Raw genomic sequence first — 15,935 nt, 5'->3', positions numbered from 1 at the left:
AAAGGGGCCGGCCAGCCGGTCCCTTCGCCATCTCCAGCCATCAGCAATGGCTGGTGCGTCCGCTGCCTGGTATCAGCCTGTAATGGCTTTCAGTTCCAGAAAGTCTTCCAGGCCGAATTCGCCATATTCGCGGCCATTGCCGGACTGTTTGTAACCGCCGAACGGCACATCCCAGTCCGGGCTGTTGCCGTTGATATAGACGCTGCCTGCGCGCAGTTTGCGGGCTACGCGCTTCGCTCGTTCCGGATCGCCGGTCTGGATGTAGGCGGCAAGGCCGTAAGGCGTATCGTTGGCAATCGCGACAGCCTCCTCTTCCGTGTCGAACGGGATCATCACCAACACGGGCCCGAAGATCTCGTTACGGGCAATCGACATCTGGTTGGTAACATCGGCAAACACTGTCGGCTGAACGAAATACCCTGTCTCGAACCCCTTCGGTTTGCCTGGACCTCCGGCAACAAGGCGGGCACCGTCTGCCAGACCGCGCTCGATATGACCCTGGATCTTTTCGTATTGCAGGTCACTGATCACCGGCCCGATGTGATCTCCCTCCTCCGCCGGATCCCCGACCTTGGTTTCCGCCGCAATCTTTCCGGCAAGCGCAATAGCCTCGTCATAGACGCTTCGCTCCACGAGCAGACGGGTCGGTGCATCGCAGGACTGGCCCGTGTTGGAAAAGCAGCCCGACAGCGACGTGCGCAGGGCCGTTTCCAGGTCCGCATCCGCAAAGAGCAGATTGGCCGACTTGCCGCCGAGCTCCAGAGCAACACGCTTGACCGTCGGTGCAGCATTCTGACTGACCGCGACGCCGGCACGGGTCGAACCGGTAAAGGACATCATGTCGATATCCGGATGCGAGGACATTGCAGATCCGACGCCCGGTCCATCGCCATTTACCAGATTGAAAACACCAGCCGGGCAGCCGGCCTCATCCAGGATCTCGGCGAAGAGAAGCCCGGAGAGAGGCGCAATTTCACTTGGCTTCAGCACCATGGTGCAACCAGCGGCAAGCGCGGGCGCGACCTTTGCCGCAATCTGGTTGATCGGCCAGTTCCAGGGTGTGATCAAGCCACAAACGCCAATCGGCTCGTGCCGCAGCACGCTGCCGCCACGCGGGCTCGGACGTTCGAACACATGATGCTTCAGGGCTTCCAGTGTCGCTTCCAGGTGGCCGGATCCGGCAGGTGTCTGGCTGCCGCGCGCAAAGCTGCGCGGCGCCCCCATTTCAAGCCGGATCGCTTCGTCCATTTCCTCCGACCGGCGTTGGTAGATCGCGATGACACGCTCAAGAAGCGCGGCACGTTCCTCGACACTTGTTTCCGACCAGCCTGCAAAAGCGGCCTTGGCTGCAGCAACCGCCTTGTCCACATCGGCGGCACTGCCCAGGGAGATCACGGCAACCGGCTTTTCCGTCGCCGGGTTGATCACCTCGAGCGTTTTTGCCTCGACCGGATCGACCCAGGATCCACCGATATAGAACTGCCGCTTTTCAATCATCCGCCTGCTGCTTCCCGTCTGTTCAGTTTCATGTCGTCGCCACTTCTTGGCGTAACCTCATATCCGGCTTCTTCCGGCTCCTCGTCAACCATCTCATCCGGAAAACCCGGTGCCCGGATATCAAGACCGGTTGCATCTTCAAGGCGTTTGATGATGTTGGGCGACAATTCCCGCGGACCATAGCGGTCGATCCCGTCTGCAAAAATCCGGTTGAGAAGCGGCGACACTTCCAGCGGAACCTGATGATCGTCTGCGATTTTCTGGAACAGGCCGATGTCCTTGGCAACAAGATCCATGGTGAAGGAGATGTCGCGCGAGCCGTTGAGGATGACCTGGCTCTCCGTTTCATGGACAAACGAATTACCTGAGGAAATCCGGATTGCCTCGTAAGCCGTGCCAAGATCCATTCCGGCTGCCTTGCAGGTGGTCAGCGCTTCGACCAAAGACACCAGATTGGCCGTTGCCAGATAGTTGGTGACGACTTTCAGAACAGATGCCGAGCCGATCTCGCCGGTGTGCAGCACGCGCCGCCCCAGAACGGTCAGGAGCGGCAGCATGCGCTCGAAGGTTTCACGCGGACACCCGGCAAAGATCGAGATATTTCCGGTAGCAGCCCTGTGGCAGCCGCCCGAAACCGGGCATTCGATCGCCTCCGCCCCTCTGGCGACAACAAGCCCTGCCAGACGACGCACTTCGCCGGCATCCGTTGTCGACATTTCCGCCCAGATCCTGCCCGGGCCAATACCTTCCAGAATACCGTCCGGACCTTCCACGACCGCAGCACAGGCTGCCGGACTGGGCAGGCAGGTGATGACGACATCGCAGCTTTCTGCAAGCTCCTTCGGGCTTTGGCCGCGTAGGGCTCCCCTGGCCGCAAAGCTTTCCATAAGCAGCGGATTGAGGTCCAGCACCATGACCTCAAGACCATTGCGCAGCAGGCTGCCAGCCAGTTTGCCGCCGACATTGCCCAATCCGATGAAACCGACCCGCATGAGAAGCGCCTTTCGTGAAACAGGGTTTGATGCCTTCACTTTGCGCCTCGCCTATGAAATAGAGAAATGATATTAATTCAGCTAATTACCAAACTATTTTTATGAATGAAGAGAATGTCGGCACTCCCCAATCTCGTATGGCTGAGAAGCTTCGAAGCCGTCAGCCGGCTGGGCGGCTTCACCGCAGCGGGCGCGGAACTCGGCCTCACCCAGGCCGCTGTCAGCACGCACATCAGCGCACTGGAAACCCAGCTCGGCCATCAGCTTTTCCAACGCACGACGCGAAAGCTGGAGCTTACCGCCAGCGGCCGGGCTTATCTGCCGTCGGTACGCAAGGCCTTGCAGGACCTTGCCGTCTCCACGGACAGCCTCTTCGGCAACCGAACGGCCGGCTCCGTAACCATTCGGGCGCCGATTTCCGAAACTGTTCTCATCATCGCCCCTGCCCTGGCAGCATTTCAGAAGACCCATCCTGAACTGGACATTCGGCTCTTGTCGGCAATCTGGGCCGACACAGCCCTTGAGACCGGCACCGACATCGAGATCCGCCTCGGCACAGGCAATTGGCCAGGTGCGCATGCAGAACCGCTGGGACCGGAAAAGATCGTGCCGGTGTGTCATCCGGGGCTGGCCGAGAGATTGAAGGAACCGGCGGATCTGATGGATCTTCCACGCATTCACATTCTCGGCTTCGACGATCACTGGCCACGTTTTTTCGAAGCTCAGTCCCTCACGCAGCCATCCGGACACTCGGGCGTCACCGTCGACACCTCCCTCGCGGCGGTTGAACTGGCGGCTGCCGGCGGCGGTGTCGCCCTGCTGCTGAGCAAGGTTGCAGCCCGGCTGGCGGGAAGCGGACGGCTGACGACCCCTCTGGACCCGGGGCTGCCTTCCATGCGCACCCATTACCTGCTGAACCGGGACAATTCCTCTCCGCGAAAACCGGCGGTTCAACGGGTGGAAACCTGGCTGCGAGACCTGTTTGCAGCATAGGCCGGTGGCTATTCCGGTCAGGTCAAACGCTCACCTGCGCGCTGGAAGTGGGCAAGAGGCTCATATCGTTTTCAATAGATGCACGTCTCCGCGCTCACAGGCCTCACCCCAGCGAAAAACCGATAAGATATTGAAATACATTTCTTTTTAGAAGTCCAATCGCAAGGCATACTGGATCCCGGTCTTGTCGCTCGTGCGACAAACCGGGATGACAAGCCAAGGACGTGTGACAATGACGGAGCAGGCTGAGCTGCGAGATCATCCCTTTCCGTGCCACACCCTCGTCATGCCATGGCTCGACCATGGCATCCATGCCGATGCAACACGACACGGCAACGCCTATCCATTTGGAAAGGCCGCGGAGTGGATTGCCGGATTAAGTCCGGCAATGACGGGGAGCGTGGGGGATAAGGAATAGGGCTATCTGAACGCCGTTGTTACCGCGGATGCGCCTCAGAAGATCACTCCGCTGCGAACAGCTTTGCCGTCATCGCCAGGCTTGCGCCACAGGGCTCTTCGGCTTCGCCGCTCACCTCTACCCCGCCCTCGGCAGGGCGCAGGTTGACGAAGTCGTAGAGCGAGCGGTCGAGGAGATGCGACGGCCGGGTGTGGCCGAGGGCGCGGGCCATGACACCAAGGCGGCCGGGGGTTGCCTTTTCCCAGCCCTGCAGCATGCGTTTGACTTCCTCGCGCTGCAGGCCGTCCTGCGAGCCACAGAGATTGCAGGGAATGATCGGGAACTGCATGCCGTTGGCAAAGCGTGCGATGTCGCTTTCAGCAGAATAGGCAAGCGGTCGGAGCACCAGAAGATCGCCCTCGTCGTTGATCAGCTTGGGCGGCATGGAGGCCAGACGGCCACCGTGGAAGAGGTTCATGAAGAACGTCTCCAGAATATCTTCCCGGTGATGGCCGAGCACGATGGCCTCGCAGCCCTGCTCCCGTGCGACCCGGTAGAGAATTCCGCGGCGCAGGCGCGAACACAGCGAACAATAGGTGCGGTGTTCGGGGATCTTGTCGGTCACAATGGAATAGGTGTCTTCGCGCACGATGATGTGCTCGATACCGTTGTCCTCGAAGAATTTCGGCAGGATGTCCGCCGGAAAACCGGGCTGAGCCTGATCCAGATTGCAGGCGATCAGGTCGACCGGCAGCAGACCACGCCATTTCAGTTCGATCAGCACCGCCAGCAGCGTGTAACTGTCCTTGCCACCCGACAGGCAGACCAGCCACTTCGGCCGCTTTTCCTGGGAAGCCCCTTCCGGCAGCATCCCGAAGTCGGCAATCGCCTCACGCGCCTGGCGCAAGAGGCGCTTTCTCAGCTTCTTGAACTCAACGCTCGCAGGTGCATTGCGAAGCAACGCGGGTACGTCGATGTCGGTACTGTCGGCAATATCGTTCATTTGAGAAGCTCGGCGGCTTGTTGGGTTCGCTGTCTTTGCGCTGACATAGCGGATCAAGGCTGCCGGGAAAAGGGAAAAGCCGTGCGTATCAGGGGATGGCAGTTCGCTCACTGGAGCTGTTCTTGCCACTTCTCTGCATATTGCTTCAGCCGAGAGAGACGTTCGCCGCCGCGTCCGCGTGGGCCAGCCTGCGGCCGTTTTTCCGTATCACCGTCCGCCACCAGCAACGCGGCGCCGATACTGGTTCCGGTGAGCGACCCAGCCGATGCTTCAACCGGCCGCCCGGTCGCAACCTCCAGCATGTCAAGGTAAAGCCCGTTCTGAGCGAACGGCCCCTCCACAACAATTGGACCTTCTGCACCGGTCATCGCCAGGCACTCCGCCGTCACCAGCGCCAGATAGAAGGACAGAGCCGCAAAGCATTCGCCGTCGGTCAGGAGCGATTCATCCACGCTCCAGTGATACTCGCTGTCCTGGAAAGGGCCGGAGCGTGGGTCGACAGCGGGAAAAAGCATGATCTCGCGAGAAAGCACGGTATCAATCTGTTCTTCCGAACAGCCCTTCTCACGTCCCTTCAGGATCATGTCGAACTCACGTCCACCCATGAACCTTGCCGAAGGCACGGGATCCCCGAAAGCGTTGACGTTGATCAGCGTGTCGCGGGACGGATCGAGGAGCACCCGGCCGCCGCCTATCGCCAGCACGATCACCCAGGTGCCGGTGGAGACGACCGAAAACGGAGGCTGTCGCAGGATCAGATGCGGATAAAGCGACGCGTTGGAATCGTGAATGCCGCAGGCGACCGGAATATCCTTCGGCAATCCGGTCCGGGCCACAACCTCCGGCAGGACCGACCCGAGACGATCACCCGCCTTGCGCACGGGAGCCATCTTCTCCTCCAGACCGAGCCGGTTCACTAACGAGGAGAACAGGTTTTCGGACGGGCACCACAGGTCGGTATGACAACCGAGCGAAGTTACCTCGTTGGAAAGAACCCCGGTGAGCTTGTAGGTCCAGTATTGCGGATAGGTCAGAACCGTCGCCACCCGGTCAAGCAGACCCGGGTCCGTTTTCAGTTGCCAATGGAGTTGCGCCCCCAGATTGAGGCCCATGCCGAGCCTGGGTGACCCGGTTTCCGCGAAGTCCGGCCGGATCACATCATAGGCGGCCGCCAGGTCGTCCGGGCCGGCGAATTCATAGTCCAGCATCGGCGCGGCAAGGCTTCCTTCCGCGTCCAGAAGAACGGCGCTGGCACCATGCGTCGTCACCGACAGGGCATCGATACCATGGGCCTTGTGCAGCTCCGCCAGCGCGTCGCAGATGAAATCCCAGTGGCCTTTGAGGTCGAAATGCGGATAGGGCGGCCCCGGCAGGACCGAGTTGGGGCGCGTCAGAACGCCAAGTTCCCTGCGCTGGTCCAGATCGACCACGGCGACCTTGGCGTTGGTCTTGCCAATATCGATGACGCCCACATTCCGGATCGCTGCCATCAACGCTCAATCCATGTGAAAAACGGTTGTGAGCGGTGTTGCCACTGGTTCGTTGTCCGGTTTTGTCGCCATCACATCGGCCATATGTGCCCACCATTTCCGCATCACCGGGTGGTTCGGCAGATCGTTCATCTTGTGGCCTTCCTGGCGCCAAAGCACGCCGAAGAGGATGTCGGTCTCGGGATCCAGATGAATTGAATAGTCGCTGATGCCTGCGTCTTTCAACAAGGCCACCAGTTCCGGCCAGATTTCGTCATGGCGCTTCCGGTATTCCGCTTCCATGCCCGGATTGAGCTTCATCTTGAAGGCATATTTTTCCATGGTTCAGGCCTTCCGCTTTGCGAGAACCCGGTGGGCGATGCGCGGCAAGGCAATGACGGCAATCAGCAGCAGACCGATGAAGATCGACATGACGATGCCCGGTACGTTGAGCAGGCCAAACCCGAAGGTGACCATGCCCATCACAAAGGCGGCGATCACCACGCCCGGAATAGAGCCGGAGCCACCGAGAATATTGACGCCGCCCAGCACCACCATTGTCACGATCTCAAGCTCCCAGCCGAAGGCAATCGATGGTCTTGTCGCCCCGAGACGCGAGGTCAGGCATATGGCGGCAACACCCGACATAAGGCCCGTGAGCAGGAAAAGTGCGAATTTGACCCGCGGCACGCGAATACCGGAAAAAAGCGCGCCGACAGGGTTGTTGCCGACGACATAGACCGCGCGGCCAAAGTTCGTCTTGTGCAGGATGACGGCAAAGACTATGGCCAGCAGAGCGAACAGGACGAACTCGAAAGAGATCACCCACCAGGCGTAGCCCTGCCCGAAAAAGGCAAAGTCGGACGGATAGCCGGTGTAGGCCTTGTCGCCGAGCACGATATAGGAAATGCCGCGGAACAGGCTCATGGTGCCGATGGTCACCACGATGGACGGCAGGCCGAAGCCCGTCACCAGAAAGCCGTTGAAGGCACCGCACAACAGCCCTGTGCCGAGGCCGATCAACACCAGAACCGGCGTATCGGCCCCCATCTGGACGGCAAAGCCCATGGCCGTGGACGAAAGTGCAATGATCGAGGCAACCGAAAGGTCGATCTCTCCGGAGATGATCAGAAGCCCCATGGCAAAGGCGATCATCGCCTTTTCGGTGAAATTGAAGGTCGCGTCGGAGAGGTTCCACGGATCAAGGAAATAGGGCGAGGCAAAGCTGTTCAGCGTGAAGACGGCGACGGCGACCACGAGTAGTAGCAGTTCCCAGCTCACCATAAACCGCTGCAGCGGCGACTTCAGCCTGTCCGGAATCTGACGCCCCTGCGCGCCGGTGTCTGGGGTGGCGAGGCTCATGCTGCGTGCTCCGCTTTTTTCAGGATCACCCGGCCCTTGGTCCGGTTGGACGTGGCGTTGAAGGCTACGGCGATGATGATTGCGCTGCCGGAAATCGCGAGTTGCCAGAAGGGCGAGATATTGATCACCGGAAGGGCGTTCTTGACGATACCGAGGAACAGCGCACCGAGAAGAGCCCCGCCGACAGACCCGATGCCGCCTGCAATCGAGATCCCACCGATGACGCAGGCCGCGACCACCTCAAGCTCGAAGCCGCCGGCGATATCGACATAGGCAACGGCATAGCGGGCAACCCAGAGATAGCCGGTGAGGCCGGCAAGCGCGCCGGAAATGACATAGGCCGCGCATTGGGTAAGGCCGACATTGATGCCCGTATAGACCGCCGCATGCGGATTGCCGCCAACGGCAAAGAAAGCCCTGCCAAGTGGTGTCCGCCCGACCAGAACGATAAACCCGATCACGACTGCGATCGCGATCCACGACAGAACCGGCAGGCCAAGCACGACCTCACGCGGGAAGGCCTTGAAGGCGTCACTCATTTCATGGGCGTTGATCCACTCCCCGCCGGAAATGACGAAGATGATGCCCCGGTAGATGGTCATGGTGCCAAGGGTGACGACAATGGGCGGAATATCCAGCTTCCAGACAAGCAGTCCGTTCGCGAGCCCCATCAAGGCCCCAAGACAGATCGCCAGGGCCAGGATAACCGGCACCGGCAGACCGGGCATGGCCATGTTGAGCATGGCAACCACCATGCCGGTGAGCGCAAGGTTCGCGGCGACTGACAGATCGATACACCGGGTGAGGATCACCACCATCTGGCCGAGAGCCAGAATGATCAGCGGAGCCGTGTCGTTGAAGACATTCGCCAGGTTGGACGGCGCGACGAAGCCGGGAAAGCGAGTGGCGATAGCGAGAACCAGAACCAGGATGGCTCCGGCGAGAATGGTCTCGCGCGATTTCATCAGCGAGCGGATCATGTGCGCACCTCCGTGATGCCGGCAGCCGCCCGCACCAGATGTTCGGGCGACAGGTCAGCGCCTTCAAATTCGGCGGCGATACGCCCCTCCCGCATGACAATCACCCGGTCGGACATGCCGAGAATTTCCGGAATTTCGGACGACACCATGATGACCGCCAGACCTTCGGCGGCCAGTTCCGCCATGAATTCATGCACCGCGGCCTTGGACCCGATGTCGATGCCCTTGGTGGGTTCGTCCAGGATGATCACCCGAGGTTTGGTCGCAAGCCATTTGGCGATGACAACCTTCTGCTGGTTGCCGCCAGACAGTTCGCCAATATCCTGGTCAAGAGCTGCTGCGCGCAAGTCCAGCCGCCGCGTGTAGTCACGGGCCAGCTTGAATTCCTCCGCAAGCCGCAGGAACCCCTTGCGCGAGGTTTCCTTGAGCGACGGCAGCGAGACATTCTGGAAAATGGGCAGGCCCTTGATGGCCCCCTGTTTGCCCCGATCCTCCGGGACATAGACGATGCCCTGCCGGATGGCCTCGTTCGGATCGCGAATGACGGCGATCCTGTCGTCTATCCGGATTGCCCCTTTGGAAGGCCTGGTCACGCCGAACAGCGCCTGCATGAATTCGCTGCGCCCGGCCCCCACAAGGCCGTAAAACCCAAGGATCTCTCCCGCACGAAGCGTGAAGCCGATGTCCTCGAATTCCGTCGGGTGGCAATAGCCGACAACCTTCAGCACTTCCTCACCCAGTTGCGGTGCCCGTTTCGGGAAAACCTGGTCGACCGACCGGCCGACCATGAGCTTGACCAGCTCCTGTTCGGAAACAGCCTCGATCTTGCCCTTGCCGACCATCTGGCCGTCCCGGAAAACCGTGTAGCGGTCCGCGATGCGGAAGATCTCGTCAAACTTGTGGCTGATGAAGAGGATCGCCTTGCCTTCGGCCTTCAGGCGTTCCACCAGCTCGTAGGTTTCCTCGATTTCCTTGTGGGACAGCGAGGCGGTCGGCTCATCCATGATGACGATCTTGGCGTCGATGGAGAGCGCCCGGGCAATCGCCACCAGGTGCTTGTTGGCAATACCGAGATCCTTCAGCGTGACATTCGGATCGATCCTGGCGCCGATCCGGTCGAGCAGCGCTTGTGCCTTGCGCAGCATTTCCTTGCGGTCAATCAGCCCGAAACGGGTTTTCGGCGCATGGCCGATGAAAATGTTTTCTGCCACCGACAGATCATCGAAAAGGACAGTTTCCTGATGGATCGCCGTCACCCCTGCCCGGCCCGCGTCCTGGGCAGTGGGAAAGGAGACCGGTGTGCCATTGATCGCGATTGCGCCCTCGTCCGGCTGATAGATGCCGGTCAGGATCTTCACGATGGTGGATTTACCCGCGCCGTTTTCGCCTACCAGGGCAGTAACTTCCCCCGGGAACAGCTCCAGCGATACTTCGGAAAGCGCCTTCACGCCCGGGAACGACTTGGAGATACCGCTGAGCGTCAGTACCGGCCCCGCGCCGTCTTCCGTTTGCGGATGCGTGTCCGCTATGCCCTGCGTGTTCGCAAGCATGACCATTTCCCGGAGCCTGGAGTTTCGTTGCTGGTTTCAAAGACCCGGTGCGCATGGCACCGGGTCTGACATGTTTCTATCGTCCGGTCCTGGCGACCAGCTTAGAAAATGTCCTTGAAGTCGTCGATGTTGGAGCTGTCATAGACGAACGGGTCCGCCATCGCGCCTTCGTTGCTGTCGTTGAGCGTCAGCGTGCCCATACGTCCCATCGGGATTTCCGCACCCGGCTTTGCTTCCGCGGCGCCGGTGGACAGGTTGTAAGCCAGCATGGTTGCCGAATAGCCGAGATCGATCGGGTTCCAGATGGCGAACGACTTGGATGCACCGGACGCGAGGTGGCCAGCCATTTCTGACGGCAGGCCGAGCCCGGTCACGTTGATCTGACCGGCTTTTTCGGCGTCGGAGACCGCCTGAGCGGCCGCAACGATACCCACGGACGTCGGCGCGATGATCGCCTTCAGGTCCGGATAGGTCTGCATCAGGCCCTGGGCTTCACGGTAGGACTTGTCGGCAAGGTCATCACCATAAACGGTCGCGACCACGTTGATGCCCGGATAATTGTCCTTCACCTTGTTCATTTCCTCGATCCAGATGTTCTGGTTCGTGGCGGTTGCGGACGCAGACAGGACGGCGACATCACCGCCATCGGGCAGATGATCGGCTGCCAGCTTGATGATCATGTTGCCGATCAGCGGATTGGACGACGGATTGAGGTGAAGCTGGCGACCTTCCGGCGCAACGCCGCTGTCCCAGGAAATCACGGTAATGCCGCGGTCCATGGCTTTCTTCAGTGCCGGAACCAGGGCGTCCTGATCGTTGGCGGAGATTGCAATGGCATCCACTTTCTGGGCGATCAGCGCGTTGATGACCTCGATCTGACCTTCTGCGGTCGTGTCGGTCGGGCCGGTGTAGATGATCTCGACATCACCGAGTTCCTTGGCGGCCTCTTCAGCGCCCTTGGCGGCAGCTTCAAAGAAGCCGATGCCGAGTGCCTTGACGACAAGGGCGATGCGTTTTTCCGCGGCACTGGCCGGTGCGGCGATGCAGACGGCGGCGACTGCTGTTGCCGCCAGAAGTGACTTGAGCAATTTCATGGTCTTCCTCCCTAAAGTGCTGCCGGCCCCTCCCAAGGTCCGGACAGTGTGCCGGCTACCCGTTCGAGGTTGCCTTGGTCTGTGCGGCGCTTGTTTCCGCCACGATCAGATGGATGTCGGCCTGTTCCAGCATGTTGGCCGCGCTGTCTGGGATCCTGTCATCGGTGATGACGGTGGAAATCCGCTCGAGCGGGCACAGGATCAGGCTGGAACGTGCGCTGAATTTCGACGAATCCGCCAGAACCACCAGTTCATCCGCCTGGCCGATCAGCTTCTGCTCGGCCTGAATGAGCAACGGATCTGCCTCCATGAGCCCAAGCGGCCCAAGCCCCTGAGCGCCCATGAACATGCGCGTCGCGTAGAAGTTCCGGGTCACGTCATTGTCGAAGGGGCTCAGGATGATGTTCTGTTCGCGATAGATCACCCCGCCCGAGAGCATGATGGTGTTCTTGGAATTCTTGAGGAGATGCTCGGCAATCGGAAACGAGTTGGTGAACACCTGGCAGCGCTTGGTTGCCAGCGGATGCACCATCTGAAAGGTGGTTGTGCCGCCGTTGATGATGATGGCATCGCCATCCTCGCACAGCTCCACCGCCTTTTGCGCGATTGCGCGTTTCTGAGCGATGTTGATCGTTTCGTTGACACTGAACGGACGCCCCGCCAGCCCGACGAACTGCGGCGGATGAATGCTCTCCGCCCCACCCCGCACGCGGCGCAGCTTCTTCTGCACATGCAACTGGGCAATGTCGCGACGGATGGTCGCTTCTGAGGAATCCGTCAACGCCACCAGCTCCTGCACCGTCACGACCGGACGATCCTGGACTGCGGACAATATGATCCTGTGGCGTTCTTTCTCGTGCATCTGGTCCTCCCATTGATCAAACGTTTCCACCAACACCGGTCAATGTCAATCATAAAAAATCAAAAATGATCATTTTGCAGCGCAATATGATTGATATTGATCGTTTTTGATTGACAACCTGATCCGTTCAAGCGAGTTTCTAAACAACGAGACGCAAGCCGTCAGGCTTACCTGGGAGGAAAAGATGTTGAATTCCGCTGCCGGTTCCCGGCTTGCAAACCTGTGGGATGACCAGAAGGCTTCCGGCATGAGCGAAGCGGAGCTGCTGCTCTATCGCTCCAACCTCCTGGGCTCCGACAAGCGCATCACCAACTACGGTGGCGGCAACACCTCCGCCAAGGCGATGGAAAAGGATCCCCTCACCGGCGATCAGGTCGAGGTACTGTGGGTCAAGGGCTCCGGCGGCGATGTCGGCACCATCAAGATGGATGGTTTTGCGACGCTCTACATGGACAAGCTGCGGGCACTTAAAGGGCTCTATCGTGGTGTCGAGTTCGAAGACGAGATGGTCGCCTGCCTGCCCCATTGCACCTTCAACCTGAACCCGCGCGCCGCCTCCATCGATACGCCGCTTCATGCCTATGTGCCGAAAAGTCATGTCGACCATATGCATCCGGACGCAATCATCGCCATTGCAGCGGCAAGCGACAGCAAGGCAATCACGCAGGAAATTTTCGGCGCCGACATCGGCTGGCTTCCCTGGAAGCGTCCAGGCTATGAACTGGGCCTGTGGCTGGAAAAATTCTGCCTGGAAAATCCGGACGCCCGCGGGGTCGTTCTGGAAAGCCATGGCCTTTTTACCTGGGCTGACGACGCCAGGACCTGCTACGAAACCACACTGGAAATCATCAACAAGGCGATTGCCTGGTTTGAGGAAAAGACGGCAGGAAGAGATGCTTTCGGCGGCTCGAAACACCGCGCCCTGGCCCCATCCGACCGGCGCGCCGTTGCCGCCCGCCTGATGCCTGCAATCCGGGGGATGGTCTCCGGCAAGCAGCATATGGTCGGTCATTTCGACGACAGCGACGCTGTGCTGGAATTCGTCTGCGCCAACGACATGGAAGCCCTTGCCGCCCTCGGCACAAGCTGCCCGGATCATTTCCTGCGCACCAAGATCCGCCCGCTCGTGGTCGATTTCGATCCCGCGACCCCGGACATCGAGGCAACGCTTGCCGGGCTCGGTCAGGCTGCAGAAGCTTACCGTGACGACTATGCGGCCTATTATGAGCGCTGCAAGCACGACGACAGCCCCGCCCTTCGCGACCCGAACGCCGTTGTCTACCTGGTGCCGGGCGTTGGCATGATCACCTTCGCCAAGGACAAGGCGACGGCACGCATTTCAGGCGAGTTCTACACCAACGCCATCAACGTCATGCGCGGCGCTTCCAGCGTTTCCACCTACCGCGGCCTGCCGGAACAGGAAGCCTTCGACATCGAATACTGGCTTCTGGAGGAAGCCAAGCTGCAGCGCATGCCCAAACCCAAGAGCCTTGCAGGCAAGATCGCGCTGGTCACCGGCGGCGCCGGTGGCATCGGCTCAGCCACCGCTGAACGCTTTCTGCGCGAAGGCGCCTGTGTGGTGCTGGCCGACATCGACGCGGACGCACTCGGGGCCGCCGCCGACAATCTCACCTCACGTTATTCCAGGGACGTCGTGCGCACGGTGACGATGGATGTCACCAGTGAAGACGCAGTGGCAGACAGCTTTGCCCGAGCGGCGCTGGAATTCGGCGGTGTCGACATTCTCGTTTCCAACGCCGGCATCGCGTCTTCCGCCCCGATCGAGGACACCACGCTCGACCTGTGGAACCGGAACATGTCCATCCTGTCGACCGGTTATTTCCTGGTGTCCCGTGAGGCCTTCAAGGTGATGAAGACGCAAGGGGTCGGCGGCTCCATCGTTTTCATCGGATCGAAGAACGGCCTCGCCGCGTCTCCCGGTGCCAGTGCCTATTGCACAGCCAAGGCTTCCGAACTGCACCTTGCCCGCTGCCTTGCCCTGGAAGGTGCTCCGGAGGGGATCCGTGTCAATGTGGTCAATCCGGACGCTGTCCTGCGTGGGTCCAAGATCTGGTCCGGTGACTGGCTGAAGGAACGCGCAGAAGCCTACGGCAAGGACACGTCGGAGCTGGAGGAACACTACCGCCAGCGCTCGCTGCTGAAACTCTCCGTCCTGCCGGAAGACATCGCCGAGGCAACCTACTTTTTCGCCTCCGAGTTTTCCGCCAAGTCGACCGGGAACATCATCAACGTCGACGCCGGCAATGTTCAGGCTTTCACGCGGTAAACGTCACATCCACAAAGCAGACCTCATCCTGAGGAAGCGCGAAGCGCTGTCTCGAAGGATGGGCGGCACACTCCAGACAAGCGGCCCATCCTTCGAGACGGGCCTCGCGGCCCTCCTCAGGATGAGGTTCTTCGGGCAGGAAAGGATCTTCTCATGATGATCGACACATCGCTGGTCGCCGGGGAAAACGAGACCCGCACAGCCGACCTGAAGCGTGACTATGAAACCCTGGGCGAAAGGCTCGACCGGCGCGGCGTCTCCATCGATGCCATCAAGGCGAAGGTCGCCGCCTATGGCGTCGCGGTGCCGTCCTGGGGTGTCGGCACCGGCGGCACGCGCTTTGCACGGTTTCCCGGCAAGGGCGAACCACGCCATATCTTCGACAAGCTGGAAGATTGCAGCGTCATCCAGCAGCTTACCCGCGCAACACCAAACGTTTCGCTGCATATTCCCTGGGACAAGGCCGACCCGGCGGAGCTGAAGGCCAAGGCAGGTTCGCTCGGGCTTGGCTTTGACGCCATGAACTCCAACACCTTTCAGGATCAGGACGGTCAGCCTCTTTCCTACAAGTTCGGCTCGCTCAGCCATACGGATGCCGGCACGCGCAGACAGGCTGTCGAACACAATCTGGAATGCATCGAGATCGGCAAGGCCATCGGCTCCAGAGCCCTGACCATCTGGATCGGCGACGGATCGAACTTCCCGGGACAGACCCACTTCACCCGTCAGTTCGAGCGGTATCTGGACGCGGCAAAAGCCATTTATGCGGAACTGCCGGACGACTGGCGGCTGTTCACCGAGCACAAGATGTATGAGCCGGCTTTCTATTCCACCGTGGTGCAGGACTGGGGCACCAACTACATGATCGCGCAGGAACTGGGTGAGAAGGCCTACTGCCTTGTCGATCTCGGCCACCATGCCCCCAACGCCAATATCGAGATGATCGTTGCCCGGCTGATCCAGTTCGGCAAGCTCGGCGGATTCCACTTCAACGACAGCAAATATGGCGATGACGATCTGGATACGGGCTCCATCGACCCGTATCGGCTGTTCCTGGTGTTCAACGAACTGGTGGACGCCGAAACGCGGAAGGCGCCTGGTTTCGATCCCGCGCATATGCTCGACCAGTCTCACAACGTGACCGACCCCATCGAAAGCCTGATGGTCTCCGCGATGGAGGTGCAGCGCGCCTATGCCCAGGCACTGCTGGTCGACAGGTCTGCCCTGGACGGTTTTCAGGACACGAATGACGCCTTGATGGCGACAACCACGCTGAAAGCCGCTTTCCGCACCGATGTCGAGCCGATCCTGGCAATGGCAAGACTGGAAAACGGCGGCGCTGTCGACCCTGTTGCGGCCTACCGGAGTGCAGGATACCGCCAGAAGGTCGCGGAGATCCGCCCGGAAGTTTCCGGGGCCGGCGGCGGGATCGTCTGACCCAGGAGTATT

General features: G+C 60.3%; 13 protein-coding genes. 3 read left to right on the top strand and 10 right to left on the bottom strand.

The window, feature by feature from the left end:
* Nucleotides 1-72 precede the first annotated feature (72 nt).
* Nucleotides 73-1,497 (bottom strand): aldehyde dehydrogenase family protein, encoded by a 1,425-nt coding sequence (locus FIU93_RS16485; protein WP_152506201.1) that lies wholly within the window; start codon nt 1,495-1,497, stop codon nt 73-75.
* Nucleotides 1,494-2,489, bottom strand: coding sequence for an NAD(P)-dependent oxidoreductase (locus tag FIU93_RS16480; RefSeq protein ID WP_152506200.1), 996 nt, complete (start codon nt 2,487-2,489; stop codon nt 1,494-1,496). Before FIU93_RS16480 ends, FIU93_RS16485 begins: the two co-directional genes overlap by 4 nt.
* Before the next feature lie 114 nt (nt 2,490-2,603).
* On the opposite strand from FIU93_RS16480, the gene FIU93_RS16475 reads away from it, so the two are divergent.
* Entirely contained in the window at nt 2,604-3,482 is an 879-nt protein-coding gene (locus FIU93_RS16475; protein ID WP_152506199.1) for a LysR substrate-binding domain-containing protein, read from the top strand.
* A 461-nt stretch (nt 3,483-3,943) separates the two neighbouring features.
* Here the strand turns inward: FIU93_RS16475 and ttcA are convergent, their stop codons facing one another.
* The 8 genes from ttcA to FIU93_RS16435 all read right to left on the bottom strand — a co-directional run bounded on the left by ttcA (nt 3,944) and on the right by FIU93_RS16435 (nt 12,199).
* Complete coding sequence (ttcA, locus tag FIU93_RS16470) at nt 3,944-4,882, bottom strand: tRNA 2-thiocytidine(32) synthetase TtcA (protein WP_152506198.1); 939 nt, start codon at nt 4,880-4,882, stop codon at nt 3,944-3,946.
* 107 nt (nt 4,883-4,989) lie between these two features.
* A complete protein-coding gene (locus tag FIU93_RS16465) occupies nt 4,990-6,372 on the bottom strand; it encodes an FGGY-family carbohydrate kinase (RefSeq protein WP_152506197.1) in 1,383 nt (460 codons plus the stop codon).
* Nucleotides 6,373-6,378: 6 nt separating this feature from the next.
* Nucleotides 6,379-6,693: an L-rhamnose mutarotase gene (rhaM, locus tag FIU93_RS16460; RefSeq protein ID WP_152506196.1), complete on the bottom strand. Its 315-nt coding sequence runs from the start codon at nt 6,691-6,693 to the stop codon at nt 6,379-6,381.
* Nucleotides 6,694-6,696: 3 nt separating this feature from the next.
* Nucleotides 6,697-7,713, bottom strand: coding sequence for an ABC transporter permease (locus tag FIU93_RS16455; protein ID WP_152506195.1), 1,017 nt, complete (start codon nt 7,711-7,713; stop codon nt 6,697-6,699).
* Nucleotides 7,710-8,693, bottom strand: coding sequence for an ABC transporter permease (locus tag FIU93_RS16450; protein WP_055655090.1), 984 nt, complete (start codon nt 8,691-8,693; stop codon nt 7,710-7,712). Before FIU93_RS16450 ends, FIU93_RS16455 begins: the two co-directional genes overlap by 4 nt.
* A complete protein-coding gene (locus FIU93_RS16445; RefSeq protein ID WP_152506194.1) occupies nt 8,690-10,243 on the bottom strand; it encodes a sugar ABC transporter ATP-binding protein in 1,554 nt (517 codons plus the stop codon). Before FIU93_RS16445 ends, FIU93_RS16450 begins: the two co-directional genes overlap by 4 nt.
* A 101-nt stretch (nt 10,244-10,344) precedes the next feature.
* Nucleotides 10,345-11,337, bottom strand: a complete 993-nt coding sequence (gene rhaS, locus FIU93_RS16440) for a rhamnose ABC transporter substrate-binding protein (RefSeq protein WP_152506193.1) — start codon at nt 11,335-11,337, stop codon at nt 10,345-10,347.
* 55 nt (nt 11,338-11,392) lie between these two features.
* Entirely contained in the window at nt 11,393-12,199 is an 807-nt protein-coding gene (locus FIU93_RS16435; RefSeq protein ID WP_031269240.1) for a DeoR/GlpR family DNA-binding transcription regulator, read from the bottom strand.
* Between the two features lie 184 nt (nt 12,200-12,383).
* On the opposite strand from FIU93_RS16435, the gene FIU93_RS16430 reads away from it, so the two are divergent.
* A complete protein-coding gene (locus FIU93_RS16430) occupies nt 12,384-14,486 on the top strand; it encodes a bifunctional rhamnulose-1-phosphate aldolase/short-chain dehydrogenase (RefSeq protein WP_152506192.1) in 2,103 nt (700 codons plus the stop codon).
* Between the two features lie 153 nt (nt 14,487-14,639).
* Nucleotides 14,640-15,923, top strand: coding sequence for an L-rhamnose catabolism isomerase (gene rhaI, locus FIU93_RS16425; protein WP_152506191.1), 1,284 nt, complete (start codon nt 14,640-14,642; stop codon nt 15,921-15,923).
* Nucleotides 15,924-15,935: the final 12 nt, after the last annotated feature.

It is taken from the genome of Labrenzia sp. THAF35 (assembly GCF_009363595.1).
Classification (GTDB): domain Bacteria; phylum Pseudomonadota; class Alphaproteobacteria; order Rhizobiales; family Stappiaceae; genus Roseibium; species Roseibium algicola.
This window is presented reverse-complemented; position numbering and strand designations above follow the sequence as displayed.

Excerpts from the sequence above, each read along its gene's own strand:
- FIU93_RS16485 (WP_152506201.1), bottom strand. The coding sequence starts at position 1,497 with ATGATTGAAAAGCGGCAGTTCTATATCGGTGGATCCTGGGTCGATCCG.
- rhaM (WP_152506196.1), bottom strand. The coding sequence starts at position 6,693 with ATGGAAAAATATGCCTTCAAGATGAAGCTCAATCCGGGCATGGAAGCG.
- FIU93_RS16450 (WP_055655090.1), bottom strand. The coding sequence starts at position 8,693 with ATGATCCGCTCGCTGATGAAATCGCGCGAGACCATTCTCGCCGGAGCC.
- ttcA (WP_152506198.1), bottom strand. The coding sequence starts at position 4,882 with ATGAACGATATTGCCGACAGTACCGACATCGACGTACCCGCGTTGCTT.
- rhaI (WP_152506191.1), top strand. The coding sequence starts at position 14,640 with ATGATGATCGACACATCGCTGGTCGCCGGGGAAAACGAGACCCGCACA.
- FIU93_RS16430 (WP_152506192.1), top strand. The coding sequence starts at position 12,384 with ATGTTGAATTCCGCTGCCGGTTCCCGGCTTGCAAACCTGTGGGATGAC.
- FIU93_RS16480 (WP_152506200.1), bottom strand. The coding sequence starts at position 2,489 with ATGCGGGTCGGTTTCATCGGATTGGGCAATGTCGGCGGCAAACTGGCT.
- FIU93_RS16435 (WP_031269240.1), bottom strand. The coding sequence starts at position 12,199 with ATGCACGAGAAAGAACGCCACAGGATCATATTGTCCGCAGTCCAGGAT.
- FIU93_RS16475 (WP_152506199.1), top strand. The coding sequence starts at position 2,604 with ATGTCGGCACTCCCCAATCTCGTATGGCTGAGAAGCTTCGAAGCCGTC.
- rhaS (WP_152506193.1), bottom strand. The coding sequence starts at position 11,337 with ATGAAATTGCTCAAGTCACTTCTGGCGGCAACAGCAGTCGCCGCCGTC.
- FIU93_RS16465 (WP_152506197.1), bottom strand. The coding sequence starts at position 6,372 with ATGGCAGCGATCCGGAATGTGGGCGTCATCGATATTGGCAAGACCAAC.
- FIU93_RS16455 (WP_152506195.1), bottom strand. The coding sequence starts at position 7,713 with ATGAGCCTCGCCACCCCAGACACCGGCGCGCAGGGGCGTCAGATTCCG.
- FIU93_RS16445 (WP_152506194.1), bottom strand. The coding sequence starts at position 10,243 with ATGCTTGCGAACACGCAGGGCATAGCGGACACGCATCCGCAAACGGAA.